The sequence below is a fragment of the Rhodococcus sp. OS5 genome, from assembly GCF_056837585.1.
Genome location: NZ_CM166368.1, coordinates 1,700,528 through 1,725,969, shown reverse-complemented (window position 1 = coordinate 1,725,969; position 25,442 = coordinate 1,700,528). Strand labels below are relative to the sequence as shown.

General features: G+C 63.8%; 23 protein-coding genes. 10 read left to right on the top strand and 13 right to left on the bottom strand.

The annotated features are described in order from the left end of the window. Positions 1 to 2 precede the first annotated feature (2 nt). Positions 3 to 2,339: a glycerol-3-phosphate 1-O-acyltransferase gene (locus ACVZUB_RS08105; protein WP_007735324.1), complete on the top strand. Its 2,337-nt coding sequence runs from the start codon at positions 3 to 5 to the stop codon at positions 2,337 to 2,339. Next, positions 2,336 to 3,769: an HAD-IB family hydrolase gene (locus ACVZUB_RS08100; protein ID WP_003941905.1), complete on the top strand. Its 1,434-nt coding sequence runs from the start codon at positions 2,336 to 2,338 to the stop codon at positions 3,767 to 3,769. The genes ACVZUB_RS08105 and ACVZUB_RS08100 overlap by 4 nt, the downstream gene beginning before the upstream one ends. Here ACVZUB_RS08100 and ACVZUB_RS08095 read toward each other — a convergent pair. The 3 genes from ACVZUB_RS08095 to ACVZUB_RS08085 are packed head-to-tail and all read right to left on the bottom strand — an operon-like array spanning position 3,749 to position 6,709. After that, complete coding sequence (locus tag ACVZUB_RS08095; protein ID WP_042923251.1) at positions 3,749 to 4,633, bottom strand: sugar phosphate isomerase/epimerase family protein; 885 nt, start codon at positions 4,631 to 4,633, stop codon at positions 3,749 to 3,751. The genes ACVZUB_RS08100 and ACVZUB_RS08095 overlap by 21 nt on opposite strands. Before the next feature lie 7 nt (positions 4,634 to 4,640). Next, entirely contained in the window at positions 4,641 to 5,759 is a 1,119-nt protein-coding gene (locus ACVZUB_RS08090; protein ID WP_064688318.1) for a hypothetical protein, read from the bottom strand. Then, positions 5,759 to 6,709: a Ppx/GppA family phosphatase gene (locus ACVZUB_RS08085; protein WP_003941975.1), complete on the bottom strand. Its 951-nt coding sequence runs from the start codon at positions 6,707 to 6,709 to the stop codon at positions 5,759 to 5,761. Before ACVZUB_RS08085 ends, ACVZUB_RS08090 begins: the two co-directional genes overlap by 1 nt. 66 nt (positions 6,710 to 6,775) lie before the next feature. Here ACVZUB_RS08085 and ACVZUB_RS08080 point away from each other — a divergent pair, with 66 nt between their 5' ends. Next, positions 6,776 to 7,561: a DUF3109 family protein gene (locus tag ACVZUB_RS08080; RefSeq protein ID WP_003941928.1), complete on the top strand. Its 786-nt coding sequence runs from the start codon at positions 6,776 to 6,778 to the stop codon at positions 7,559 to 7,561. 87 nt (positions 7,562 to 7,648) lie between these two features. On the opposite strand, the gene ACVZUB_RS08075 is transcribed toward ACVZUB_RS08080, so the two are convergent. The 8 genes from ACVZUB_RS08075 to ACVZUB_RS08040 all read right to left on the bottom strand — a co-directional run bounded on the left by ACVZUB_RS08075 (position 7,649) and on the right by ACVZUB_RS08040 (position 16,140). Beyond that, positions 7,649 to 8,338: a response regulator transcription factor gene (locus ACVZUB_RS08075; protein ID WP_003942020.1), complete on the bottom strand. Its 690-nt coding sequence runs from the start codon at positions 8,336 to 8,338 to the stop codon at positions 7,649 to 7,651. Continuing rightward, positions 8,335 to 9,570 carry a sensor histidine kinase gene (locus tag ACVZUB_RS08070; protein ID WP_003941938.1) on the bottom strand — a complete coding sequence of 412 codons (1,236 nt, stop codon included), beginning with the start codon at positions 9,568 to 9,570 and terminating at the stop codon, positions 8,335 to 8,337. Before ACVZUB_RS08070 ends, ACVZUB_RS08075 begins: the two co-directional genes overlap by 4 nt. A 162-nt stretch (positions 9,571 to 9,732) precedes the next feature. Beyond that, positions 9,733 to 10,488, bottom strand: coding sequence for a phosphoglyceromutase (locus ACVZUB_RS08065; RefSeq protein WP_003941992.1), 756 nt, complete (start codon positions 10,486 to 10,488; stop codon positions 9,733 to 9,735). Positions 10,489 to 10,534: 46 nt separating this feature from the next. Further along, positions 10,535 to 12,136, bottom strand: coding sequence for an AMP-binding protein (locus tag ACVZUB_RS08060; RefSeq protein WP_312638323.1), 1,602 nt, complete (start codon positions 12,134 to 12,136; stop codon positions 10,535 to 10,537). 139 nt (positions 12,137 to 12,275) lie between these two features. Further along, positions 12,276 to 12,773, bottom strand: coding sequence for a type III secretion system chaperone family protein (locus ACVZUB_RS08055; protein ID WP_047268888.1), 498 nt, complete (start codon positions 12,771 to 12,773; stop codon positions 12,276 to 12,278). Beyond that, the gene (gene mshA / locus ACVZUB_RS08050; RefSeq protein WP_003941843.1) at positions 12,770 to 14,098 is read right to left on the bottom strand and encodes a D-inositol-3-phosphate glycosyltransferase; all 1,329 of its coding nucleotides are present in this window, start codon (positions 14,096 to 14,098) and stop codon (positions 12,770 to 12,772) included. The genes ACVZUB_RS08055 and mshA overlap by 4 nt, the downstream gene beginning before the upstream one ends. Positions 14,099 to 14,140: 42 nt before the next feature. Then, on the bottom strand, positions 14,141 to 14,968 hold the full coding sequence (locus ACVZUB_RS08045) for an alpha/beta fold hydrolase (protein ID WP_042452989.1): 828 nt from the start codon (positions 14,966 to 14,968) through the stop codon (positions 14,141 to 14,143). Then, a complete protein-coding gene (locus tag ACVZUB_RS08040) occupies positions 14,914 to 16,140 on the bottom strand; it encodes an MFS transporter (protein ID WP_003942019.1) in 1,227 nt (408 codons plus the stop codon). The genes ACVZUB_RS08045 and ACVZUB_RS08040 overlap by 55 nt, the downstream gene beginning before the upstream one ends. Before the next feature lie 111 nt (positions 16,141 to 16,251). Between ACVZUB_RS08040 and ACVZUB_RS08035 the strand changes: the two genes are divergently transcribed. The 3 genes from ACVZUB_RS08035 to ACVZUB_RS08025 all read left to right on the top strand — a co-directional run bounded on the left by ACVZUB_RS08035 (position 16,252) and on the right by ACVZUB_RS08025 (position 18,483). After that, positions 16,252 to 17,025, top strand: a complete 774-nt coding sequence (locus ACVZUB_RS08035) for a PIG-L family deacetylase (protein WP_003942001.1) — start codon at positions 16,252 to 16,254, stop codon at positions 17,023 to 17,025. A gap of 64 nt (positions 17,026 to 17,089) precedes the next feature. Then, positions 17,090 to 17,482, top strand: coding sequence for a PaaI family thioesterase (locus ACVZUB_RS08030; protein ID WP_058227471.1), 393 nt, complete (start codon positions 17,090 to 17,092; stop codon positions 17,480 to 17,482). Beyond that, complete coding sequence (locus ACVZUB_RS08025) at positions 17,479 to 18,483, top strand: tocopherol cyclase family protein (protein ID WP_063314779.1); 1,005 nt, start codon at positions 17,479 to 17,481, stop codon at positions 18,481 to 18,483. Before ACVZUB_RS08030 ends, ACVZUB_RS08025 begins: the two co-directional genes overlap by 4 nt. On the opposite strand, the gene ACVZUB_RS08020 is transcribed toward ACVZUB_RS08025, so the two are convergent. Further along, on the bottom strand, positions 18,449 to 19,318 hold the full coding sequence (locus ACVZUB_RS08020; protein WP_063314780.1) for a LysR family transcriptional regulator: 870 nt from the start codon (positions 19,316 to 19,318) through the stop codon (positions 18,449 to 18,451). The genes ACVZUB_RS08025 and ACVZUB_RS08020 overlap by 35 nt on opposite strands. Before the next feature lie 70 nt (positions 19,319 to 19,388). Here ACVZUB_RS08020 and ACVZUB_RS08015 point away from each other — a divergent pair, with 70 nt between their 5' ends. Then, positions 19,389 to 19,748 (top strand): YybH family protein, encoded by a 360-nt coding sequence (locus ACVZUB_RS08015; RefSeq protein WP_054187841.1) that lies wholly within the window; start codon positions 19,389 to 19,391, stop codon positions 19,746 to 19,748. Positions 19,749 to 19,763: 15 nt separating this feature from the next. On the opposite strand, the gene ACVZUB_RS08010 is transcribed toward ACVZUB_RS08015, so the two are convergent. Next, entirely contained in the window at positions 19,764 to 21,035 is a 1,272-nt protein-coding gene (locus tag ACVZUB_RS08010) for an ROK family transcriptional regulator (protein WP_082845690.1), read from the bottom strand. Between the two features lie 342 nt (positions 21,036 to 21,377). Between ACVZUB_RS08010 and ACVZUB_RS08005 the strand changes: the two genes are divergently transcribed. From ACVZUB_RS08005 to ACVZUB_RS07995, 3 genes are read left to right on the top strand one after another with little or no spacing between them, the layout of a single operon-like run. After that, positions 21,378 to 22,355, top strand: coding sequence for a TauD/TfdA dioxygenase family protein (locus ACVZUB_RS08005; protein WP_042452972.1), 978 nt, complete (start codon positions 21,378 to 21,380; stop codon positions 22,353 to 22,355). Further along, entirely contained in the window at positions 22,352 to 24,673 is a 2,322-nt protein-coding gene (locus ACVZUB_RS08000) for an arylsulfatase (protein WP_482628281.1), read from the top strand. The genes ACVZUB_RS08005 and ACVZUB_RS08000 overlap by 4 nt, the downstream gene beginning before the upstream one ends. Positions 24,674 to 24,688: 15 nt before the next feature. Continuing rightward, positions 24,689 to 25,438 (top strand): SDR family NAD(P)-dependent oxidoreductase, encoded by a 750-nt coding sequence (locus ACVZUB_RS07995; RefSeq protein WP_064074205.1) that lies wholly within the window; start codon positions 24,689 to 24,691, stop codon positions 25,436 to 25,438. The last annotated feature ends 4 nt before the right edge of the window (positions 25,439 to 25,442 follow it).

Sequence of the window (25,442 nt, the reverse complement as noted above, 5' to 3'; positions counted from 1 at the left end):
TCATGAGCGAGAACACGACCAACCCGCGCGTGTACCTCACCGAAACCATGACAGAGGCCGAAGCCGGCGTGCTGCGAAAGTGGCTTGCCGACAAGGCAAGCTCATCCGAAACTCGGCCGGTCACCGTCAACATCACCGACAAGACCCTGGCAGAACTGGCGGCACGGACCGACGACCCGATGCTCGCACCGCTTCGCGTGGTGTGGATTCCGGACACCCATACCAAGCACAACGTCGCGGTGCGACTACGTGATGCGCTGGCACCACGCGATCCTCTCCACCCCGGACGCGGTGCACAACGCAGAACCCTGCGCACCGACCCCTCACGGTGCCAGGTCATCGAAGGTGAACCCGCACCACTGAGCGATCTCGAGCGTCGCCTCGAAAAGAGCGGTGGCGGTTCGCTACCGGAGTTCATCCGACGGCAGGCCGCTCTGGCACTCGAACGCGCCGAATTGGGCCTACTGGGTGGCCAGTACAAGGTGTCACGGTTCGTCGTCGACGAGATCACCGACACCCGCCGATTCGCCACCGAGGTCATGGCTTTGGCCGACCGGTTGAACATCGCTGTCGCCGAAGTCGATCGCCGCGCACGTGAAGCTCTCGAAGAAATGGTTGCCACCCAGAGTCGCCAAGCCATCGCGGTGTGGGATCGCCTGGGCCGCTACTTCGCTCGCGCCTACAAGCTGGACGTGGACACGAGCCGCTTCGAGGAACTCCGTGAGCTGAACAAGGAACACTCACTGGTCTTCCTCCCCAGTCACCGTTCGTACCTCGATCCCCTCGTCCTGCGTCCGGCGTTGATCGCGAACGGCTTGCCGCTCAATCACGTCATGGGCGGCCTCAACATCAGTTTCTGGCCCATGGGCTCGATCCTCAAGCGCAGCGGCACCGTCTTCATTCGTCGAAGCATCGGCAACGACGAGGTCTACAAGTGGTCGATGCACGAGTACATGCGCTATCTGCTGACCAAGCGCTTCAATCTGGAGTGGTACATCGAAGGTGGACGCGGACGTACCGGGAAACTACGCCCGCCGCGCTTCGGTCTCCTGACCTACCTGACCAAGGCATTTCAGGTCAGCGGAGCGTCCGACGTGTACCTCGTCCCGGTTGCGCTGAGCTACGACCAACTCTACGAGGTCGGGGCCATGGCTGCCGAGGCGCTCGGCGCCGAGAAGACACCGGAAGGCCTGCGCTGGATGGTGGGTTACGTACGCGCCCAGGGAAAGCGCAACGGTGTCGCGCACGTGACCATCGGCCGGCCGCTCTCACTCGCGGACGCACTCAGCCAGGAAACCGATCAGCGCCTCGCCATTCAGAAGGCCGGCATCGAGGTGTGTCACCGCATCAACGAGGTCACCCCGGTGACCGTGTCTTCACTGGCGATGTTGGCGTTCCTCGGAATCGAAGACCGGGCGTTGACAGTTCGTGAACTCACCGCGATTCTCACGCCGCTGTTCGGCTACATCACCGCGCGAAATCTTCCGATCGCCGGCGACGTCGAACTGTCCGATCCGCGTGTCATCGAGAAGGCATTGCAGACACACGTCGATTCCGGGGTGCTCGAGCGCTTCGATCGGGGCGGCGAGCAGGTCTTCTACCTCGGCAAGGACCAGCATCTCGTCGCTGCCTTCTACCGCAACAACACGATTCACTTTCTTGTCGTGCGTGCCATCACCGAACTCGTACTTCAGGCAGCCGTCGAAGAGCGGTTCGAGGACCCCATCGGGGACGGGTGGGCAGAGGCCAAGCGCATCCGAGATTTGTTGAAATTCGAGTTCTTCTTCAGTGACCGGGACACGTTCGAGCAGGAGATGCGGACCGAGCTGACGCTGATCGACCCCGAGTGGGAAACCGTCATGGCCGACGACAAACGAACCGAGCACATGATCGAGACGGTTCGCCCGTACCTCGCGCACCGCGTGCTCCAACCGTTCCTCGAGGCGTACCAGGTTGTCGCCGATCAGCTTGTGCTCGCGCCGATTTCGACATCGTTCGACGAAAAGTCGTTCATCAGCAACTGCATCGACGTCGCACATCAGCGTCGACTGCGGCAGCAGATCGCCAGCAACGAATCCGTCTCCGGTGAGTTGTTCGCCACCGCACTGAATTTGGCGCGCAACCGTAACTTGATCGAAGTCGACGACGACGGAGTCCGGGCCCGGCGCCTGGCATTCGCTGCCGAGATCAAGGTTCAGGTCGAGCGCCTGCGTCACCTTCGCGCACTCGCGCATGCACGACTCGATCAGGTGGCGATGCCGGTACCGGACGCCGCTGCGGTAGTGACCATTCCAGAAGCAAACCGAGCGCCCGCCGCGAACGAGGAAGTAGGACTGTGACCGGACTCGAGCGTCTGCACTCCGCCATCGAAGCCGCCCCGCCCGGGCCCGGAACGATCGCCGCCTTCGACCTCGACGGCACCTTGATCAGCGGGTACTCGGCCAGCGTTGTGTACCGAGACCGCCTGCGACGCTTGGATATCAGCGTCGGCGAACTCTTGCGCACCACCGGTGCCGCGATCGACACCCAATTCCGCGGCGCTGACGTCGGAGCACTGATGGACATCGGCGTTCGAGCCTTGGGCGGCCGTACCGTCGAGGAACTGAACGACTGGGGCCGACGGCTGTTCAAGCAGGAAATCGCCGCGATGATCTACCCGGAAGCCCGCGGGCTACTGGCGGCACACCGGCGAGCCGGCCACACGATCGTGATGGCTACGTCGGCGACTCCGTTCCAGGCCAAGTACGTCGCCGAAGATCTCGACATCGAAGACGTGCTGTGCACCGAGCCCGAAGTCGTGGACGGCATGCTCACCGGCGAACTGTCTTCGCCCGCACTGTGGGGGCCGGCCAAGGCCAATGCCCTTGCAGGCTATGCCGAGAAGATGGGCGCCGATCTGAAGAACGCGTTTGCATACTCCAACGGTGTCGAAGACGTCTTCATGCTCGAGGCCGTCGGGCGACCTGTCGCGTTGAATCCCGATCGTGGTCTGGCCAAGATCGCGTTGCGCAATCACTGGCCTTCGGTCAGCCTGCGTAAACCGCAACGAGGCGCAACACCGATCTCCACGATCCGAACGGCGACTGCCATGGGCGCGCTTGCTGCCACCGCCGCCCTCGGTGCGTCGGCAGGCATTGTCACCGGGAACCGTCAACTGGGTGCGAACCTGGTCGGCACGTACGGCCCCGACATCTCGCTCTCACTGCTGGGCATCGACGTCGAGATCGACGGCGAGCACAACGTGTGGGATCACCGCCCGGCGGTGTTCATGTTCAACCATCAGAGTTCCCTGGACATGTTGGTCCTGGGCACCGTGATCAAGCGTGACGTGACCGGCGTCGCGAAGAAGGAAGCGGCAAGCGATCCGCGGTTCATGCCCGTCGGTGCACTGCTCGACGTCGCCTACATCGACCGCACCGACACCACGAAGGCGAAGGCTGCACTGCAACCGGCAGTCGACAAGCTGAAGAATGGTGTCTCGATAGTCATAGCTCCGGAGGGCACCCGTTCTCCGACGCCACGTCTGGGCCCTTTCAAGAAGGGTGGATTCCACTTGGCGATCCAAGCCGGTGTGCCGATCGTGCCCGTGGTGATTCACAACGCGGGTGAACGGATGTGGCGCAATTCGCTTGTCGCCCATCCAGGCCCGGTCTATGTCTCGGTGCTCGATCCCATCTCGACCGAAGGCTGGGAGACCAAAGACCTCGACGCACACGTCGAGAAGGTGCGCGCGCAGTTCGAAGCTGCGCTACTTGCCGGCCACCGCTGAGCGTGCCAGGTGCTCGCGTGCAAACGCGAGCGCCTGCGCCAGCATCGACGACCGCTCCCGCCGGGTGCGCGCGTTCTGCGTGTTGATCTCGATGACTGCCTGGCCGCTGAATTCGCTCGCAGCCAATTGCTGACACAACTCCGCGCACGGCTGTGAGCCATGCCCCGGAATCAGGTGCTCGTCCATCGACGCCCCGCGACCGTCGGCCAGGTGCAGGTGCTCGAGCCCCTTGCCCATACGGGAGGCCAACTCCAGGGCATCCATGCCCGCCGTCGCGGTGTGCGACAGGTCGAGTGTGTAGTGAGCATGATCGGAATCGGTCGGGTCGTACGACGGACTGAACGCGGACAACGCTGCCCCTGGACCGCCACGTTTACGCAGACGCTCCGCGGACTTGTCCTTGCCGCCGAAGAAGCTGTCGGCGCGCATGGGGAACATGTTCTCCACCGCCACAACGACGCTGCTCTTCGATTCGAGTTCGACAACCTGTTCCGCGAAGCCTTCGGCGTACTTGCGCTGCCACCGGAACGGCGGGTGGACGACCACCGTCGTCGCTCCCAAGGTTTCGGCGGTGCGCACCGAACGCTCGAGCTTCTCGACCGGATCGGAACCCCACACGCGCTGCGAAATCAGCAGACACGGCGCATGCACGGCCTGCACCGGAATCGCATACTTGCGAACGAGGGCAGCGACAGCACCGATGTCCTGACTCACGGATTCGGCCCACACCATCAGTTCGACGCCGTCGTATCCGAGATCAGCGGCGTAGCGAAATGCCGCTTCCGTGTTCTCCGGATACACCGAAGCCGTCGACAGGCCGACGGCTATCGGCCGACGAACCATGCGCTGCGATCCCCCGATCATCGTCCGATCAACCCGAGGTCAACAAGAACGCCAGTGGACCGAGCGTCACGATCATGCCGACGACCACCGCGATCACGAAACTCGTGATGTCGTCCGTCTTCCGCAGAACCCGCACGACAGCAACCAGGCCGACGATCACGATCAGCGCGAGCACCAACGCCACCCATGGCAGCATGTCCCACAGCTTCTCGAAGCCCTTGAACATCGCGCCGCCGACGATCAGTGCAACAACCACCTGACCGGCAAGCACTGCCCATTCACGGATCGAGTTACGCTCGCCTGCCTCTTCCGCTGCCGATTCGGCTTCGACATCGGACTCCGCGGCGGCACTGGTCTTTTTTGCACCGTCATCGACAGCCGGCGCCTTGACCAGATCGACCACGGCGGTGGATTCGGCCTCGCCGGCATCCGCGTCTGCGATCTTGTCGATCAGTTCGGTGCTCTCTTCCGGCGCGGCCGGAGCAGGAGCAGTCGGTGCAGGTGCCTTCACGACTGGAGTGGGGACACGCGGCGGCAGGATCGGCGGACGCAACGACGGCGACTGCGTTGCGGCGCGCTCCTGACGCATCAGGTCGCCCGCCAGGGTCTGACCCGACAGCAGGGCTGGTTCCTGCGTTACCTGCGTCGGTGACGAGGAGTTGAGCGGTGCCCGGCTCACCCACTGCCCGGGCGAGGACTTCGAGGTCTGTCCCGGCGAAGGTGTGGAAGTCGGCTTCGGAGTGGTGACCGGCGGCGCAGCAACCGGCTTCGACTCGCCCTTGGGTGCCTGCGGCTCGTCATCGTCATCGTCGTCGTCGAACGAGACGGCGAAGGCTGCGGTGCGATCGGCGGGAACCTTCGGTGCCGGTTCGGCTGACTTGGCGGTTTCCGCGACAGCCTCGGCCGGCGCTGAAGGTGCAGAGTTTTCCGGCGCAGCGGCTTCGGGCTGGGCTGCTGGTTCGTCGGACTCGGGCTCGGCGGCCGCGCGCGATCCCGACTGGCGAACGATCGGGATCTCACCCGTCAGTTCGGCGACGGAGATGCCACCGGCTACGCCGCGCCGGCGTCGTCCACCTCGGGATTCGACGCTCTGACCGTTCCGCTTGAGCAGTTCCGCTACGGAAATCTGCTGACTGTCCTCGGTCATCAAGCACTCACCACCAATTCACCGCCCATTTCTGTGTCGAGCTTTCGCAGAATCAGACCCTCACGCAGTGCCCAGGGACAAATTTCCAGTTCGTCCACTCCGAGCGCCCGCATGGTTGCCTCTGCGATGAGCGCGCCGGCCACAATCTGCTGTGACCGATCCGAGCTCACTCCTTCCAATTCTGCACGGTCCGCCGCCGTCATCCTGGATATGAAGGCTATGAGTTGCCTGAGTCCGCTGGAAGTCAGGGTCCGTTTTGCCCGGGGGCCTGCGGCAGAAGGGGCCGCGCCGGTGAGCCGAGCCAACGATCGGAAGGTCTTCGAAGTCCCGACCGTGCGGTCCCAGTCGCCGGCGGCGCGCAGTTCCTTGGCTGGTCCGACCAACTCCGCGTCCAGCCAGTCACGCAATACAGCGACCCGGCGCTTGCCCGGCGGATCGGCCTGTAGCCAGTCGCGCGTCAACCGTCCGGCACCGAGTTGCAGTGAGAAGGCGACGTCCGGATCCTCGTCACCACCTGCTGTGAGTTCGAGCGAGCCGCCGCCGATGTCCAGGTTCAGGATGCGTCCGGCGCTCCAGCCGTACCAGCGGCGCACGGCCAGAAAGGTCAAGCGGGCTTCGTCGACCCCGGACAGAACCTCGAGGTTGACTCCGGTCTCGGCGCGGACGCGGGCGAGTACGGCTTCGGAATTGTTGGCGTCACGGACCGCGGAAGTGGCAAAAGCCATCATTTCCTCGCACCCGGACGTCTTGGCGATACCGGCGAATTCGGAAACCGTCGACACCAACCGATCGGCTCCTGACGTGGTGATATCGCCACGGTCGTCAGTGTTTTCTGCCAGCCTCAACGTGGACTTGGTCGAGCTCATGGGTGTTGGGTGGCCGCCCCGATGGGCGTCCACAACCAATAGATGGACGGTATTGCTTCCGACGTCGAGTACCCCTAGTCGCACATCGCCACGTTACTGGGTCTACGGTCGGCCCTTGTGACAGCAGGTAACCCAGACCGGTCCCACAAGATGACTCCGAGCCCCGAGGTCGATCTCGATTTCCCGCGCGAATGGGTCGAATTTGTCGATCCGGATAACTCCGAACACCTCATTTCCGCTGATATGACGTGGTTGCTCTCGCATTGGACCTGCGTGTTCGGCACGCCGGCGTGTCAGGGCATCATCGGAGACCGCCCGGACGACGGTTGCTGCTCGCACGGCGCTTTCCTCTCCGATCAGGAAGATCAGGACAAGCTCGATGCGTCAGTGAAAATGCTCACAGCCGAAGACTGGCAGTTCATGGAAAAGGGTCTCGGCAAGAAGGGCTACGTCGAAGAAGACGACCTCGAGGACGAGCCCGCGCTGCGCACCCGCCGCTACAAAGGAGCGTGCATCTTCCTCAACCGGCCGGGTTTTGCCGGGGGCGAGGGCTGCGCTCTGCATTCCATGGCGCTCAAGAAGGGCATCGAGCCGCTCGAGGTGAAACCGGACGTGTGCTGGCAGCTACCGATCCGCCGCACCCAGGACTGGGTCGACCGGCCGGACGGCGTCCAGATCCTCAAGACCACGATCACCGAGTACGACCGCCGCGGCTGGGGTGAGGGCGGCGACGACCTCGCCTGGTACTGCTCCGGCTCCCCCGACGCTCATGTCGGGGAGCGGCAGGTCTGGCAGTCCTACGGGCCCGAGTTGACGGAACTTCTCGGAAAGCGCGCGTACGACGAGCTGGCTCGCCTCTGCAGGCGTCGCGCGGGCCTCGGCCTCATCGCAGTCCATCCGGCGACCACGATCGCTCAGAACAAAGCTCAGGGCTGACTCCGCCTGAACAAAAAGAATTCAGCCGCTCACACGATCGTGTGAGCGGCTGAATTCTTCTCGACATTTCTTCTCGACGAGGTTCGATCACGCTTCGAGCTTGTAACCCAATCCACGGACCGTGACCAGATGTTCCGGCTTGGCCGGATCCGATTCGATCTTCGAACGCAACCGCTTCACGTGTACGTCAAGGGTTTTGGTGTCACCGACGTAGTCGGCGCCCCAGACGCGGTCGATCAACTGTCCGCGGGTCAGCACCCGACCGGAGTTGCGGAGCAGGTACTCGAGGAGATCGAACTCCTTGAGCGGCAACGTCACCGGGTTACCCGCGACCTGCACGACGTGGCGCTCGACGTCCATCCGTACCGGTCCGGCCTCGAGCACCCCGTTGTCGGAGGCGAGGTCCGCCTCGTTCTCCACCCCGCGGCGCAGCACCGCACGGATGCGAGCGATCAGCTCACGCGCCGAATACGGTTTGGTCACATAGTCGTCCGCACCGAGTTCCAGTCCGACGACCTTGTCGATCTCACTGTCACGCGCCGTCACCATGATGACGGGGACGCCGGAGCGCGACCGCAGCGCCTTGCAGACGTCCGTGCCACTCATGCCGGGCAGCATGAGGTCGAGCAGGACGATGTCCGCTCCGGAGCGATCGAATTCCGCCAACGCCGACGGTCCGTCGTTGACGATGGTGGTCTCGAAGCCTTCCTTGCGGAGCAGGAACGCCAGCGGGTCCGCCAAGGACTCCTCGTCCTCCACGATCAGCACACTCGTCATCGTTTGGCCTCCATGCCGTTTTCTCTACTGCCTTGTTCTCGTCTGCCGATCCGCGTGGAACCGGCGGTTCCCGCGTCGTCAGAGTCGATGTCGTCGTCCGACTCCACGTGTGCCGGTATCTGCAACGTGAAGGTAGACCCTGTACCCGGTTTGCTCCACAGTTCGATGGAGCCGTTGTGATTGGCCGCGACGTGTTTGACGATCGCCAGCCCCAGACCGGTTCCACCGGTCTGCCGTGACCGCGCCTTGTCCACGCGGAAGAATCTCTCGAACACTCGCTCCTGGTCCGCTTTCGCGATGCCTTCTCCTCGGTCGGTGACTGCGATCGCGACATTGTCGCCGCGTACCGACCGACTGACGGAAACCGGAGAACCCTTGGGCGAGTACGCAATAGCGTTCTCGATGAGGTTGGACAATGCCGTGACGAGGAGAGTCTGATCCCCGAGTACTTCCAGCCCACTCGGATGGTCGGTGGTGACCGTGATCCCGGCGGCCTCGGCCGACAGATTCGACCTCGACAGTGCTTCGGACACCACGGTGTCGACGTCGACCACGTCGAGATCCGGCAGCTTCTCGGCACCTTGCAGACGCGAGAGTGCGATCAACTCGGTGACCATCTTGCCCAGACGAATCGACTCACCGAGCACCCGTTCGCCGAAGTGCCGCACCGATTCCGGGTCGTCAGCGGACTCGAGCAGTGCCTCCGCGAGCAGGCTCATCGCACCGACCGGCGTCTTCAGTTCGTGGCTGACGTTCGCGACGAAATCGCGTCGGGTCGCCTCCATGCGGACCTGCTCGGAATCGTCGTCGGCGAACAGGACCACGAAGTTGCGATCGTCCTTGCTGAGCAACCGGGCCGTGCCACGTACCGCGATCTTGTCGCGGCCCCGCTGAGCGGTCTGCGCCGTCAGATCGACCTCGACAGGTTGACCGGTCCGCAGAACTTCCTGAGCAGCCCGCCAAGCTCGCTCGTCGACCAGACGATTCTTGACGAGACCGAGTTCCTCGGCGCGAGGATTGAAGAGCACGACGTCGTGAAAACCGTCGACGACGGCGATACCGCTTTCCGAAGCCAACACGATGAGGTCGAGAACCTGGGACATCGTGAGCCCGGTCTGTTCGTCCGAGCGCTGACTCTGGCGCGACGACAGCCTGGGTACCAGCACCCCGCCGACGAGGTAGCCGACCAAGCCGGCGACCACGACCAGCAGCACTGCAATCACGACACTCACGGCGCAATCGTACGTTCGCGCGAAGAGTCGGTTACGGCGGGTTCGGACGTTCCCACCCGTGTAATCCGCCAGGTGGACGGCGTTGGTTCGTCGTTCATCTGCTGTTGGCCGAGGCCCCCCGAAATCACTGTTCGGGGGGCCTCGACGCACATCATCGGGTTGCTACTTTCCGCCCTGATTCGCCACCGCGGCGGCGCCGGCAGCTGCGGCCTCCGGATCCAGGTAGGTGCCGCCGGGATTGAGCGGCTTCAGGTTCTCGTCGAGGTCGTAACGCAGCGGGATTCCGGTCGGGATGTTCAGGCCCGCGATGTCCTCGTCCGAGATGCCGTCGAGGTGCTTGACCAACGCACGCAGCGAGTTGCCGTGCGCGGTGACCAGCACGTTCCGGCCGGCGAGCAGCTCCTGGGAGATGGTGTCCTCCCAGTACGGGATCAGACGCTTGACGACGTCGAGCAGGCACTCGGTCAAGGGAACCTCGTCGAGGTTCGCGTACCGGGGATCGGTGTCCTGGCTGTACTCGCTGCCGGCTTCGATGGCGGGCGGCGGGGTGTCGTAGCTACGACGCCAGAGCATGAACTGCTCGTTTCCGTACTCTTCCTTGGTCTGCGCCTTGTTCTTGCCCTGCAGAGCGCCGTAGTGGCGCTCGTTGAGACGCCAGTCGCGCACTACCGGGATCCAGTGGCGATCGGCGGCGTCGAGCGCGAGGTTGGCTGTGCTGATCGCGCGGCGCAGCAGAGACGTGTAGAGAACGTCGGGCAACAAGTTGTGCTCGGCGAGCAGTTCGCCGGCGCGCTTGCCCTCGGCCATGCCCTTGTCTGTCAGGTGTACGTCCACCCAGCCGGTGAACAGATTGAGTGCATTCCATTCGCTCTCGCCGTGGCGGAGCAGGACCAGGGTTCCGATACTCATGGCGTTCATCCTGGCACGAGTACCGGAACCCTTCTTGATCAACCCTGTCCGGAAATCAGCTCGGGCCTACTTCCGCAGTTCGCAGATCCTTGCGGAGGATCTTTCCGGCCGCGGATTTCGGCACGGTGCTGATGAACGAAACCTGGCGAACCTTCTTGTGCGGCGAGACGCGCTCGGCGACGAACGAGATCACGTCGGCTTCGGTCAACTCGGCGCCGTCCTGGAGCACCACGAATGCCTTCGGAACCTCTTCGCCCTCGGCGTCGAGCACGCCGATCACTGCGGCGTCGGCGATCTGCGGATGGGTCAGCAGCAAGGCCTCGAGTTCCGCCGGGGGAACCTGGTAGCCCTTGTACTTGATCAGTTCCTTGAGGCGGTCGACGATCTTGACGACGCCGTCGCCGTCGACGGTCGCGATGTCACCGGTGTGCAGGTAACCGTCGTCGTCGAGGGTGTCCTTGGTGGCCTGGTCGTTGCCGAGGTAGCCGAGCATGATGTTCGGGCCCTTGCACCACAGTTCGCCGGGCTCGCTGACGCCGTCCGAGCCGAGAGCCGGGTACGCGACCTCTTCGCCCGTTCCGGGGTCGACGAGCTTGCATTCCATGTTGGCGATGGTCGGACCACACGTGTCGAGGGCGATGTCGTCACGATCGAACGGGATCGCGTGCGAGACCGGGCTCATCTCGGACATGCCGTAGCCCTGGCGGACGTGGCAGTTCAACCGGTCGGCGACGGCCTTGCCGAGCGCCGCGTCGAGCGGGGCCGCACCGGAGAAGATGGTGTGCACGCTCGAGAGGTCGTACTGATCGACGAGCGGGTGCTTTGCCAGCGCGACGGCAACGGGCGGTGCGACGAAGATGTACGTCGACTTCTGCTCGGCGACGATCCGCAGGAACTCGACGAGATCGAACTTCGGCATCGTGATGAGGCTCGCGCGGCGGTAGAGCGCAGCGTTGAGCAGGACCGTCATGCCGTAGATGTGGAAGAACGGTAGGACCGCGAGGATCTTGTCGTCGGTCTCGATGCCCATCCGCGGAATGATCTGGCAGACGTTGGCCACGAGGTTCCGATGGGTGAGCATGACCCCCTTGGGTCGGCCGGTGGTGCCCGAGGAGTACGGCAGCACCGCGAGTTGGGTGGCCGGATCGAAGGAGACCTCGGGCGCCGCTGCACCCTCGCCGAGCAGATCACGCAGCGAGAGGTGGCCTTCGGCCCCGTCGAGTACGAACACGTTCTCGGCCGGGATACCGACCAGGTCAGCAGCGGCCTTTGCCTGCGGCAGGAGCGGCGAGACGGTGAAGAGGAACTTGGCCTTGGAATCGGTGAGCTGCTTGGCGATGTCCTCGGCGGTGTAGAGCGCGTTGATCGTGGTCGCGACGCCACCGGCACGAAGGATGCCGTGGAAGACGGAACCGAAGGCCGGGACGTTGGGCGAATGCAGCCCGACCACGTCGCCGACGCTGAGTCCGCGCGCTGCGAGAGCGCCTGCAACGCCGTTGATCTGTGCGATCAGCGAAGCGTATGTGGTGACTGCGCCCGAACTGCCCTCGACGAATGCCGTCTTGTCGAGGTCTGCGGGGTCGGTGTTTCCGAACAGGAAGTCGTAGACGCTGAGGTTGGGGATTTCAACGTCGGGGAACGGACTCTTGAAGCTCACTGTGCTCCTCGAAAAGTTGCGCGGCGGGGTGGTGTGACCAACTTACTGTGACTCACGGGAACAGTATTATTCCGTGACGACAGTCACAAGTAAAGGTCACTTTACGTGACACATCCGCGATGTGTCTCACCCCGCTCGATCAGCTCTGCGCGGGCTCCTCCTCGATGAGGTGCTTGAACGGTTCGAGATTCGCCAGCGACTCGCCTCGCGACACCCGCCACGCCCACTCACGCTTGATGGACGAGGAGAAGCCGAGTTCGAGGATGACGTTGAAATCGCCGTCGGCGGCTTCGAGAACCTGACCGAGCACTCGGTCGAGTTCATCGCCGGTCACGGCATGCTCCGCGATCTTGCCGACCAGGTAGATGTCCCCGACCTTGTCGAGTGTGTACGCCACCCCGTACAGACGGCGGTTGCGCTTGAGCAGGAACTTGTAGACGCCTTCGAAGTTCTCGTCCACCTTGCGGCACACGAAGGCCTCGACCCGCACACCGTGATTGCCAACGGTGAGCAGAGTCGACGTCTTGAGTTTGTGTTCACCGGGAAGTTCGACGATGAAATGCGCGTCGTCTTTTCTGGTGAAGTCGAGTTCACGCTCGGTGAGGGCCTGCTCGATGGTGTCCGAAATGCTGCTCATGTACGCACTCCCCCGGTCCGGCGCAGACGCCACAGACCCCGCGCACGGCGGGGCGAGAAGTCGCTGGGACCGGTTCCGTTGTTGTAGTTGACTGCGGCTTTGCGATAGCTCTCGAGCAAACCGTCCGCGGTGTGTTCCCACGAGAAATTTTCGGCGTGACGCGGTGCCTGCGCGGCGAGTTCGGCCAAGCGCGTCGGTGCTGTCACCAAAGATTCGAGGGCGCCGGCCCAGTCTTCGGTGCGGTGTCCTTGAACCAGCAGGCCTGTCTCCCCGTTGCGTACGGCTACTCCCAGTCCGCCGACGTCGGCGGCGATCACGGGAGTTCCGCAGGCTTGAGCTTCGATGGCGACCAATCCGAAGGACTCCGAATAGCTCGGCACCGCAACCAGATCCGAGGCACGGTAGACATCGGCGAGACGCTCAGGAGCCTGCGGCGGCAAGAACGTCACCTGCGCTGTGATGCCGAGTGAGCGTGCCAGTTCGATCAGCACGTCCGGCCGCGCGAGGCCAGTTCCGGACGGCCCGCCGACGACGAGGATGCGCAACGGCAACTCGGGGCGACGGCTGATCACTTCGGCGGCAGCACGCAGCAGAACGTCCGGCGCTTTCAGAGGTTGGATCCGGCCGACGAAAGTCACGACGACCTCGCCCGGGTCCAACCCCAACGACGCGCGGGCGGAATCGCGATCGCCCGGTCGGTAGCGGGTGAGATCGGCGCCGGGAGCCACGACGTCGATACGCGTGGGATCTGCGCCGTACAACTCGTGCAGCGCCTTGGCTTCGTCGGTGGTGTTGGCGACCAGGCGATCGGACTCGGCGACTACTTGCTGCTCGCCGATCTGACGTGCTGCCGGCTCCGGGGTGTCTCCCTCGGCAAGCGAAAGATTCTTCACCGCCGCGAGGGTGTGGGCGGTGTGTACGAGGGGCACGCCCCAGCGGTCGCGGGCCAGCCAGCCGACCTGACCGGACAACCAGTAGTGCGAGTGAATCAGGCTGTAGTACCCGGGCTCGTGGCGCGCTTCCTCCCGCAGAACTCCTGCGACGAAGGCACACAGTTGAGTCGGCAGATCCGCCTTGTCCAGCCCTTCGAAGGGACCAGCAGCAATGTTCCGAACCCGCACTCCGGGAGCGGCGTCCACCACGGGTGCGTCGGCCGAGGACGTCGCGCGGGTGAATATCTCCACCTCGACGCCACGTTTGGCGAGCTGAATGGCGGATTGCAGAACGTAGACGTTCATCCCACCCGCGTCACCGGTGCCGGGTTGTGCCAATGGCGAGGTGTGGACCGAGAGAACGGCCACCCGGCGAGGGCGCGAAATGTGCATGGGCGTCACGACTCCATACTGCCCCCTCACCGGGCGCGAACTCTAACCGAGGCTCGAGATGAAGGTTCGCACTTCGGACACGAATCGTGTCGGATCCTCCACGAACGGGCCGTGATTGCAGCCTTCCCAGTACGACGCCTGGGACTTGGGAATCAGTTCCTCGGCGTGCTTACCTGCGCTCACGTCGACGACGGAGTCGTCGGTTCCGTGCAGAACGAGGACCGGGATGTCCAGGTTGCGAAGCAACTCGTCGTGACCGACAGCACGGTTGAACAGTGCTGCGCGCACCCGCGGACGCGTCGAGAGGCTGTACCCGAACAAGGCCTGCGACGCTGCACCCTTGCCCTCGGGTGGGCCGGTGAGAGCATTGCCGAAAGCGCCGAGTGCACGGATCGCCTCGCGGGGATCTTCGGACATCGCGCCGGGAACTGCGCTACGCATCGCCGAGCCGACCTTGCCACCTTTTTCGCCGCGCCCGATGCTGGTGATCGCCCCGACCAGAACCGCGCCCGCCACCGCGCCGGTGCCGTGCGCTGCCAGGTAATCGCAGATCACCAGACCGCCGTACGACCAGCCGAGCAGGATCGCGTTCTCGGTGACGCCTTCGGCCGCAAGAACAGCCGCGACGTCGCCGGCCCAGTTCGCGGAATCGTCGTATCCGGATTCGGGCGCATCTGAGTAACCGTGGCCGCGCAGATCGACGGCGATCAGCCGATAGTCCGCGGCCAGGTCCGCGAGGACCTGCTCGCCCCAGCACTGCGAGGACTGAGCCCAGCCGTGCAGCAACACCAGCGGGGTCCCCGCCGAATTTCCGGTTACTCGATAGACGATGGACGTGCCGTCGACGCTGACGGCTTCACGAATAGACATGCCGTCACGATAGAGGCTGCGACTGCGGCGCCGACGGCGAGCATGTAGGCCGACGGGACGCCGTAGCGATCGATCAGCTGTCCGGCCAGCGCAGACCCGAGCGCCACGCCGACGCCGAGGCCGGTAACCGTCAGGGTCATTCCCTCGGTGAGCTTTTCCGGTGGGACGATCTGTTCGACCAGGGCTGTCGCGATGATGAGCGTCGGTGCGATGGTCGCGCCCGCCAGCACGTAGGCACCCGCAAGTGCGGCCACGTTTCCGACCAACAGAAGCGGGACGCTGAGAACGGCGACCGCCGAGGACGCGATCATCAACTGCCCGCGCAGCGATCGCGCCGGGTGCATCGACCCGAAGATCAGTCCCGCGATTCCCGAACCGCCGGCGAACAGCGCGAGGACCAGCGTCGCCGACCCCGGCGAATTCTGTTCCTTGGTGAACGCGATGGCGCCGACGTCGATGACGCCGAAGATCGTTCCGAGCATCACCATGATCACGATGACGATCCACATCACGTGGTTACCGAGAACCGATCGTCCGCGGCCGGGTCGACGCGGATGCACCTTCGGTTCGGTTCCGCGCTGTATGACCAGCAGCAGGGTTCCGGTGACCAGCAGGATCAACCCTGCCAGTGGTCCAGCCTCGGGGAAGAGCCCGATGCTCAGACCTACCGATATGACCGGGCCCGCCACGAAGCAGAGCTCGTCCACCACCGATTCGAAGGCGAAGGCGGTGCGCAGCTGAGGTTTTCCGACATAGATCGCCACCCACCTGGCGCGAATCATCGCGCCGATCGTCGGAGTGGCGCCGCCGGGGACGACCAGAACGAACAGCAGCCAGTCGGGAGCTTCCATCCGGACTGCGAGCAGGAGCGCCCCGATCGCGGTGACGCTCACGGCTGCGGCAATCGGCAGGACCGCTCGCTGTCCGAAGCGGTCGACCGCACGCGAGACCGCGGGCGCGATGATCGCCGACGAGAGCGCAAAAACCGCGGCGAGCGCGCCGGCGAGCGCGTAGTCACCACGAAGTTGCGAGATCATCGTCACGATTCCGATACCGATCATGGCGATCGGCAGCCTTGCGACAAATCCGGCGGCCGAGAAGGCGACCGATCCGGGGGCGGCAAAGATCTCGCGGTAGGCGCTCAGCAGGCCTTTGTTGGTGGATTCGCTCATGTCAGCTTCTCGTGCACTGAACAAGGTTCACAGAGCCGAGGCCGACTCGACAAATCGTTTTCACTGTGCGCTCGGGTTGACCTGTCGGTAACTTGCCTTACGATTGCGCGAATGAGTGTCCTGGTGTGTTTCCACGCCCATCCCGATGACGAAGTTTTCACTACGGGCGGCGTGATGAGAATGGCCGCCGACGCAGGTCACCGCGTCGTAGTCGTCACCGCTACCGACGGTGCTCTCGGTGAATTCCCCGACGGACTGTTGGACGAATACGAGACGTTGGCTCAGCGCCGCAGCCGTGAGCTCGAGGCGTCCACCGACGCGTTGGGTGCCAGTCGCGTCGTGTCCCTGCACTACCCGGATTCGGGGATGGTGGGTACGCCCGAGAACGAGAATCCGGAAGCGTTCTGCAACGTCGACGTCGAGAAGGCCGCCGAGCGTCTGGCCGAGGTTCTTCGTGAAGAGAACGCCGATGTCCTGACCATCTACGACCCCAACGGCGGATACGGCCACCCGGATCACATCCAGGTCCACCACGTCGGCGTTCGTGCTGCAGAACTCGCGGGCACGCCGTTCGTCTACGAGGCGTCCACCAACCGCGATCACATGAAGATGCTGATGCAGGCCAACCCCGAGTGGACCGAGGAGGCGCAGCCGCCGGACATCGAATCGTTCGGGCTTCCGGCTGACCAACTCACCACCGCAGTCGACGTCAGTTCGGTGATCTCGTCCAAGCGCGCGGCCATGTACGCGCACGCAACGCAGGTCGGCGATTTCGGCCCGTTCCTCGAAATGCCGACGGAGCAGCTCGCCGCGGCATTCGGCACCGAGTGGTTCCGTCGTCGCAACGCGCCGGAAGGGCTGTCGGAAACCGCCCTGCCCCTGTGAGTCACCGCCCTCGATAAACCGAAGTCCCGACGGAGGTTTCGGCGGCTCGTTAACATCGGTAGGCATGGACCTCGAACAACTTGTCGCGAGCATGCCTTTTGCAGTTCACACCGGAATTCAGTTGGACAGCGCGGCACCCGAACAGGTTGTCGGCCATCTGGATTGGGACAGCCACCGCACCACCGCCGGCAACGGAATGCACGGCGGCGCCTTGATGACGCTGGCAGACAGCGTCGGCGCCGTCTGTGCATTCCTCAATCTGCCGCCCGGCGCAAGTACGTCCACCACCAGTTCGTCGACCGTCTTCACTCGCGGCGTGCGCAAGGGCACGGTCACCGCCACCGCCCGGCCACTGCACGCGGGGCGCAGCACCGTCGCGGTGGTGACCGAGATCCGCGACGACGAGGGCCGCCTCGTCGCTCAGGTCACCGCATCACAGGCAGTACTGGGATCGTGAAGCTTCCCGCGTACCGCGCTTCGGGTGCCACCCTGCCGTACGGCAATCTGCTTGCCTCCCATGACGTTGCGATGGAGGGTTACTTCTGGCGATTCACGATGCCAGACAGCGGGCGGGTGGTGATCGCGCTCGCCGGAATCAACAAGGCCGACGGCGACAGCTGGTCGACGCTCGGTCTCGCGGCACATCCAGGCGGATTCCTCCGCACTGCTGAGCATCCGAATGGATCGGCCGATCCCCGTATCCTGGGGGCCTACGCCGACAACGCTTTCCGCGGCAATGCCGATCGACTCCAGGTCGATTTCGGCGACAGTCATCTCGACGTGCGCATCAGTAGTCAGCGATTCTGGCCGCACCGCCGCTTCGGGGGATCGAGTTACTTCCAATCAATTCCCGCACTCAATCAGTACTGGCATCCGTGGCTGCTCGGCGGCCGGGTCGAGGGAAGCGCCGTCATCGACGGGCAGAGCTGGGATCTCACCGGAGCGCAGGTGTACGGCGAGAAGAACTGGGGAAAGGGAGGATTTCCGGAATCCTGGTGGTGGGGACAGGCACAGGGGTTCACCGATCCTCGAGCCTGCGTGGCGTTTGCCGGCGGACAGGTCAGCGCCGGACCTCTGCGCACCGAAGTCACCGCCGTCGTTGCCGCGCTACCGGACGGAACGGTATTGCGGCTGGGTAATCCACTGACGTCACAGGTGGAGACGACGGTGTCCGACGATCGCTGGACGCTTCGGGGTTACAGCCGGAAGTGGAGCGTCGACATCAACGGGACCGCACCCATCGCCGACGCACACATACTTCCTGTTCCGATACCTGCCGAGCGTCGAAACGTGCCAGGAGCGCTCGAGCATCTCGGTGGAACGATGTCGGTCATCGTCCGGCGACGCGGCACCATTGTCTGGAAGGACAGGTCGAGGTTGGCTGCTCTCGAGCACGGCGGATTGGATCGGGCGCAGGCCGAACTCACTCGGCGGGAACAGCTCTCGCAAGATCGATGAGAGCGGAGGCCGCAGGATTCTTGCCGCCCGACGAACGCCAGACCAATTCCAGCCGAGATCGCGCCTCCGGTTCGAGATCGATCCGATGCAACTCCCCCACTGCCGACTCGGGAAGCACGGCCATTCCCAGCCCCTGCGCTGCCAATGAAACGATGATGCCGAGGTTGCTTGCCTCGAGCGCAACCGTCGGCGTGGTGCCGGCCGCGGCGCACGCGAAGTTCAGACACGTCCTGATACCGGTTCCCTCCGGCAGACAGATGACCGATCGCGTGGCGAGCTCGGCAAACGGTAGAGACGACACCTCGGCCAGCGGATGATCCGTTGCCACTCCGGCCACCAGTCGTTCGTCGGTGATCACCCTCGATTCGAGCCCTTCCGGCAGCTCTCCCGCCACCCCGATGACGGCTATGTCGAAGGTTCCGTCCGACACTCCGGCAAGCAGACTGCGCGAATCGTCCTCGGCCAGCGAGATGTCCAGGCCGGGGTGTCTGGTGTGCAACCGACTGAGCAGATCGGTCAGATCGGCGGAGGCACAGGCGGTGACCATCCCGACCGAAACGGAGCCGCGAACAAGTCCGTTCAGGGCATCGACAGCGTCGCGGGTGCTCTGAACGGAAGCAAGTGCAGCGTAGGCGTGTGGGAGGACAGCTCGCCCGGCGTCGGTCAGACGAACGGTTCGACCACTACGATCGAGCAATTCCTGCCCCAGCTCACGTTCCAGCCTTTTGACCTGCGCACTCACACCCGGCTGGGCTACGTGAAGCCGCTCGGCGGCGCGAGTGAAATTAGCTTCCTCAACGACAGCGACAAAGTACTCGAGTTGCCGAAGTTCCATAACTGCTAATTCTAGCTGCGAGACAAACTAGATCTTGGACTTATCGCCGGTACGGTAGAACGATGGAAGCATGACAACAACAGATGACGTTCAGAAGGCCGGAACCCCGGAAGACATCGCGAAGCTTTTCGTGCAGTTTGCCAACGCTGGTGACGCAGACGCCGTCGCCGCACTTTACGAGGAGGATGCGGTGATGGCCTTCCCGCCCGGATCCCTCACCGTGGGCCGCCAAGCCATCCGCGAGGTGATCTCTCAGATGCTGGCAGCTGCACCGAGATTCACCGTCGAGGAATCTCTACCGACGGTGATCAGCGGCGACCTGGCAATGACCTCGACCAAACCTTCCGACGGAACCGGCGGGCGCACGCAGGTCGCGCGCCGCCAGCCCGACGGATCATGGTTGCGAGTCTTGGATCGACCGGAACTCTGACTACCCTCTTCGCAGTCAGACGGCCGACGCGCGGCGCATAGCCGCAGCGGGATCAGCAAACAGTGAGCTCAGTGACACGACCGTGGAAGCGTATTCCTGAACCCGATTGCCGAAACCGGTAATTCGAATGTCCTTACGCTCCAAGGAGGATGCCGTCGAGAAGGCCTCGGCGACATGGGGCACCCCGGCGGGATAGTCGGTAAATGCCTGACCACCCAGAATCACCCGATCCGGGTTGAACAGGTCACGCAGCATCGCCACTGTCCGGCCGAGGACGCGTGCTCGATCAACCAGAAGCTCGTGTGCCGGAATGGAACCCGACGACGCGGCCCGGTAGACGTCCGCGATCGTGACACGCTCGCTGCCCTGGATCACGGCGCCCGAAGACAAAGCCCGCGCGACTACGGCGCGGTCACTGATCGTCGCTTCAAGGCAACCCACGGCTCCGCAGGTGCACCGTGCGGACGAACCGGTGGGGAGGTGCGCGATCGAACCGGGTCCGCTGGACGGCGTGTGTACTCGCCCTTCGAAAGTGATTGCGATACCGGCAGTTTCACGAGCATAGAAGTACAGGCCGGTAGTGCCCGGCGTCGGGGCTTCGGCACGGTCGGTGCTGAGCAGAAGTTCCGACGCGGCCATCGCCTCGACGTGGGCGGCTACCGATACAGGGAGATCCAAGCCGGCTCCGATGATGGACCCGACCTTGGCGCCCTTCCATCCCAGACGCGGGTGATCGACGACTCCGGTCGCTGAATCGACGCGACCGCCGATGGCCACGCCGACGGCGAGCGGACGACGCTTGTGCCACCGCGAGGCAAAGGATTTGGCCGAGCGCGCAATCGTGGCAAGCGCGACAGCAGAATTGGTGGCAGGCGTCGGAATCTCGACGGCGCCGAGCACCTTTCCACGAATGTCGCTGGCGATGATGCTGGTGACGACGGCACCGATGTGGATGCCGACTGTCAGATAAGGCTCGTGGTTGACCTCGAACGGAACTCGCGGACGCCCGATTGCTCCGGATGCCGTCAGGTCCGCGCGTTCGCGCAGGATCCCGAGGTCCAGCAGGCTCGTGACCTGCCGGTTCACGGTGGCGATGCTCAGCCCTGATGCCTTTGCCGCAGTGTCACGTGAGAGCGGCCCACGGGATCGAGCAATGCGCAACACAGTCGCGGACGGACCGTCGGCGATGCGTAGTTCGGGCGCAACTATCTGGGTACGGGTCCGGGTTCCCGAGAGCGCGGTTCGCGATCGGATGTTCGGAATGGCGGAGATTGTGGGTGTCGACATGGCTGTCCCTTGCAGAAGGAGGAGAAGGCGCATATCTCTGTCGACCGAGAAATCAGCGTTTCCACTGGTCACACGAAGAAATAGACAGAAAAGGCGCAGAAATTAGCTGCAGAAAGAACGGCGGCGACAACACAGCTCTCGCGCCAGAGGCAGACGCGAACCAAGCGCAGCGGTCACATAGGTGACCCGCAAAGCGGCAGGCTGGTCGGTCGACATGGCTCCAAAAGTAGCAGCTTCACCGAGATTCACAAATCAGGTGCGGTAACGATCACACTGAACGCAACCCTGTCGGGGCGAAATCTCGCGTGTTTGGGTGGGCACACTCCCCACGAAAGGTGCACCATGTCTACAGCTTTCGCCAAGCCGACCCTCACGAATTCGGCATCAACGAACGGAGCGGCCGTTGACGCCGCTCGCGGCACTGTCACCACCCTCGGCGCGCATATCGGCGCCCGAATCGACGGAATCACTCTCGGCGGGCATCTCGACCCGGCGACGATTTCCCTCATCCGGCAAGCACTTCTCGAACACAAGGTGATCTTCTTTCGCGGGCAAGACCACCTCGACAACGATTCGCAGTACGAGTTCGCCCAACTGCTGGGTACCCCGACCACTGCCCACCCCACCGTGAAGTCGCACGGCGCAAAAGTTCTGCCCATCGACTCGGACCTGGGCAAGGCCAACAGCTGGCACACCGACGTCACCTTCGTCGACCGCATCCCCAAGGCTTCGATCCTGCGCGCGGTGCAGCTACCCGAATACGGCGGTTCCACGACGTGGGCGTCAGGGGTAGCCGCCTACAACGGACTGCCGGATCCGCTCAAGGCGCTCGCGGAGAACCTCTGGGCTCGCCACACGAACGTCTACGACTATGCGGCAACCAGCGCCGAGCGGCTCACCGAAGATCGCACGGCCGCCTACCGCGAGGAGTTCCAGTCCACGTACTTCGAGACGGAACACCCGGTGGTGCGGGTCCACCCCGAAACCGGAGAACGCACGCTCGTCCTCGGACATTTTGTCAAGAACTTCGTCGGGTTGAGCACCGAACAGTCGAACGGTGTATTCAAGCTCTTGCAGGATCACGCCATCAAGCTCGAGTACACGACGCGGTGGAACTGGGAAGCGGGTGACGTCGCGATCTGGGACAACCGCGCCACCCAGCACTACGCGATCGCCGACTACGACGATCAGTACCGGCGTCTGGAACGCATCACCCTTGCCGGCGACATCCCGGTCAACATCCACGGGGAACGAAGCCGCAGCATCGCCGGCGACGCTTCCGAATACTCGATCATCGAAGGCGCCTCGACTCTCCCATGACTTCACCGGATTCCGCCCCTCCTCCGCACGCCCGCGGATACGAAGGCTTCGAGGGTCGAATCGGCCGCACCGCAGCCGATTCGACCCCGTCGTGGCCCACCTCCACGACCCCGATTCCCGGATCACCCAACATCGTCGTGGTTCTGATCGACGACATGGGGTACAGCGACATCGGGCCGTTCGGCTCCGAGATCGAGACTCCCACCCTCGACCGCCTTGCCGCGCAGGGCATTCGGATGACCAACTATCACACGACGCCCCTCTGCTCGCCGTCGCGCGCAGCTCTTCTCACCGGCCTGAATCCGCACCGCGCCGGGTACGGTTTTGTCGCCAACGCCGATCCGGGCTACCCCGGACTGCGTCTGGAATTGGCCGACGACGTCCAGACACTCCCCGAAATCCTCCGCGGCGCGGGCTATGCGACCTATGCCGTCGGCAAGTGGCACCTCGTACGCGACGCCAACCTGGCCCCGGGACGAAGTCGTGACTCCTGGCCGACGCAGCGCGGTTTCGATCGCTACTACGGCTCACTCGAAGGCCTCAACTCCTTCTACTATCCCAATCAACTGATCTCCGACAATTCTGTGGTCGACGTGGACGAGTACCCCGAGGGGTACTACCTCACCGACGATCTGACCGACAAAGCGGTCGGGTACATCAAGGACCTCCGCGCCCACGATCAGGACAAGCCGTTCTTCCTCTACTTCGCACACGTCGCCATGCACGGACCGTTGCAGGCCAAGCCTGCCGACCAGAAAAAGTACCGCGGCCGCTACGACGAAGGGTGGGATCGAATCCGCGAGTCGCGGTTCGCCTCTCAGCTCGTGCAAGGCCTCTTTCCGGAAGGTACGCAACAAGCACCGCGAAACTCCGAACCCGGCTTCGACGTCCCCGAATGGGAATCACTCACGCCGGAAGTGCAGTCCAGGTTCGCCCGCTACATGGAGGTGTACGCGGCGATGGTCGACTCGATCGATCAGAGCGTCGGACGCATCGTCGACACCCTGGACGAACTCGGCGAGCTCGACAACACGATCATCGTCTTCACCTCCGACAACGGCGGCACCGCCGAGGGCGGTTCGGACGGGACCCGAAGCTACTTCGCACAGTTCGCGCATATTCAGGATCCGGACTGGGTGGGCGATGTCCCCCACGACGAATCCCTCATCGGCGGACCTGAATTGGGCGTCCACTATCCACGTGGATGGGGACAGACGTCCAACACCCCGTTCCGGTTCTACAAAGGGCAATCCTTTGCCGGCGGGATCCGTGTTCCTTTTCTCCTGTCCTGGTCCGCTGGATTGAAACCCGAAGCAGACGACAACGGGATTCGCGACCAGTTCGCGTACGTCACCGACCTGACCCCTACGCTGCTCGAACTGGCCGGAATCGACGCACCCAGTGTGCGAAACGGGCTCCCGGTGAAAGAGTTCGACGGGGTGTCTTCCGCGTCCGTTCTGCGTTCGTCTGCCGCTCCGAGCACTCACACCGAGCAGTACACCGAGATGACCGGCAACCGTGGCTACTACAAGGACGGCTGGAAACTGCTGGCTCTCACCCCGGCGGACATCGACAAACCGCACTGGCAGTTGTTCGACGTCCGCACCGACCCGACCGAGCTCGACGACCTGGCATCACGGTTTCCCGACAAGGTTCGCGAACTCGCCGAGGCCTGGGACCACTCGGCGTGGGCGAACACCGTGTTTCCTCTACTCGGCAATACCGTCGGCGCGGTTCGCCGTCCGGAGGAAGGAGCACTCTCACGCCCGGTGCGACTACTTGCCGGAACGCCCCCGCTGGAGCGCTACCGCTCATCCAAGCTGATCGGGTTCCGCGACTTCGACATCACGGTCGAACTCGACGGTTACCGCGAAGGTGACGCCGGTGTCCTTGTCGCCCATGGCGATCCGCAGGGTGGGTACCTTCTCTACGTCGAGGACGGGCATCTGCATCTCGGGTACAACGCGTTCGGTTCCTACTCCGTTGTCGACGCCGGACCGCTGGCGCTCGGCACCGAACGCATCGGGCTGTCGGTGACGGTGGTACCGCGGTTGCGTTGGGATCTCCACGTCAGCGTCGACGGCATTCACGCGGGCCAGCTGCTCGGGCAAGTACAACTGGTGGGAATGGCGCCGTGGACCGGTATCTCGGTCGGTGTCGACGCCAGGGGACCTGTGTCGTGGGAGGTACGACGACGCCATGGTCCCTTCCGGTACAGCGGCGCGCTGCGCGCCGTCACCTACACACCCGGCCGGATACAAGTACCGCGTCGTCACATCGAATCCATCGAACGGGAAGCAGAGTATGCCGCCGACTAGCCCTACGATTGCATCATGACCATTTCTTCCGATGCCCGCATCGCCGTAGTCACCGGAGCCAGCTCCGGAATCGGTGAGGCCACCGCCCGCACCCTGGCAGCTCAGGGATTCCACGTCGTGATCGGTGCTCGCCGCGTCGATCGTCTCGAGAAGATCGCCGAGGAAATCGGTGGTACCGCTCTCGAACTCGACGTCACCGACGAGGATTCCGTCGACGCGTTCGCGGCCGTGGTCCCACGTGTCGACGTGTTGGTCAACAACGCGGGTGGTGCAAAGGGTCTGGCAACAGTCCTGGACGCCGATCTGGACGACTGGCGGTGGATGTGGGAGACCAATGTTCTGGGCACGTTGCGTGTGACGAAGGCACTGCTGCCCAAGCTGATCGATTCGGGTGACGGTCTGGTCGTGACCATCACCTCGGTGGCCGCGCTGGAGGCATACGACAACGGCTCGGGCTACACCACCGCCAAGCACGCTCAAGCCGTCCTTCATCGGACATTGCGTGGTGAACTGTTGGGCAAGCCCGTTCGACTGACCGAAATCGCGCCGGGAGCCGTCGAGACGGAGTTCTCACTCGTCCGGTTCGAGGGCGATCAGGACAAGGCCGACAAGGTGTACGAGGGAATCACACCGTTGGTGGCGCAGGACATCGCCGAGATCATCGGTTTTGTCGCGTCGCGGCCGTCACATGTGAACCTCGATCAGATCATCGTCAAGCCGAGGGATCAGGCAAGCCCCGGTCGGTTCCACCGCACCATCAGCTAGTTCG

Coding starts and splice junctions, on each gene's coding strand:
- ACVZUB_RS08105 (WP_007735324.1), top strand. CDS start 3: ATGAGCGAGAACACGACCAACCCGCGCGTGTACCTCACCGAAACCATG.
- ACVZUB_RS08095 (WP_042923251.1), bottom strand. CDS start 4,633: ATGATCGGGGGATCGCAGCGCATGGTTCGTCGGCCGATAGCCGTCGGC.
- ACVZUB_RS08090 (WP_064688318.1), bottom strand. CDS start 5,759: ATGACCGAGGACAGTCAGCAGATTTCCGTAGCGGAACTGCTCAAGCGG.
- ACVZUB_RS08080 (WP_003941928.1), top strand. CDS start 6,776: ATGACTCCGAGCCCCGAGGTCGATCTCGATTTCCCGCGCGAATGGGTC.
- ACVZUB_RS08075 (WP_003942020.1), bottom strand. CDS start 8,338: ATGACGAGTGTGCTGATCGTGGAGGACGAGGAGTCCTTGGCGGACCCG.
- ACVZUB_RS08065 (WP_003941992.1), bottom strand. CDS start 10,488: ATGAACGCCATGAGTATCGGAACCCTGGTCCTGCTCCGCCACGGCGAG.
- ACVZUB_RS08055 (WP_047268888.1), bottom strand. CDS start 12,773: ATGAGCAGCATTTCGGACACCATCGAGCAGGCCCTCACCGAGCGTGAA.
- mshA (WP_003941843.1), bottom strand. CDS start 14,098: ATGCACATTTCGCGCCCTCGCCGGGTGGCCGTTCTCTCGGTCCACACC.
- ACVZUB_RS08045 (WP_042452989.1), bottom strand. CDS start 14,968: ATGTCTATTCGTGAAGCCGTCAGCGTCGACGGCACGTCCATCGTCTAT.
- ACVZUB_RS08040 (WP_003942019.1), bottom strand. CDS start 16,140: ATGAGCGAATCCACCAACAAAGGCCTGCTGAGCGCCTACCGCGAGATC.
- ACVZUB_RS08035 (WP_003942001.1), top strand. CDS start 16,252: ATGAGTGTCCTGGTGTGTTTCCACGCCCATCCCGATGACGAAGTTTTC.
- ACVZUB_RS08030 (WP_058227471.1), top strand. CDS start 17,090: ATGGACCTCGAACAACTTGTCGCGAGCATGCCTTTTGCAGTTCACACC.
- ACVZUB_RS08020 (WP_063314780.1), bottom strand. CDS start 19,318: ATGGAACTTCGGCAACTCGAGTACTTTGTCGCTGTCGTTGAGGAAGCT.
- ACVZUB_RS08015 (WP_054187841.1), top strand. CDS start 19,389: ATGACAACAACAGATGACGTTCAGAAGGCCGGAACCCCGGAAGACATC.
- ACVZUB_RS08010 (WP_082845690.1), bottom strand. CDS start 21,035: ATGTCGACACCCACAATCTCCGCCATTCCGAACATCCGATCGCGAACC.
- ACVZUB_RS08005 (WP_042452972.1), top strand. CDS start 21,378: ATGTCTACAGCTTTCGCCAAGCCGACCCTCACGAATTCGGCATCAACG.
- ACVZUB_RS08000 (WP_482628281.1), top strand. CDS start 22,352: ATGACTTCACCGGATTCCGCCCCTCCTCCGCACGCCCGCGGATACGAA.
- ACVZUB_RS07995 (WP_064074205.1), top strand. CDS start 24,689: ATGACCATTTCTTCCGATGCCCGCATCGCCGTAGTCACCGGAGCCAGC.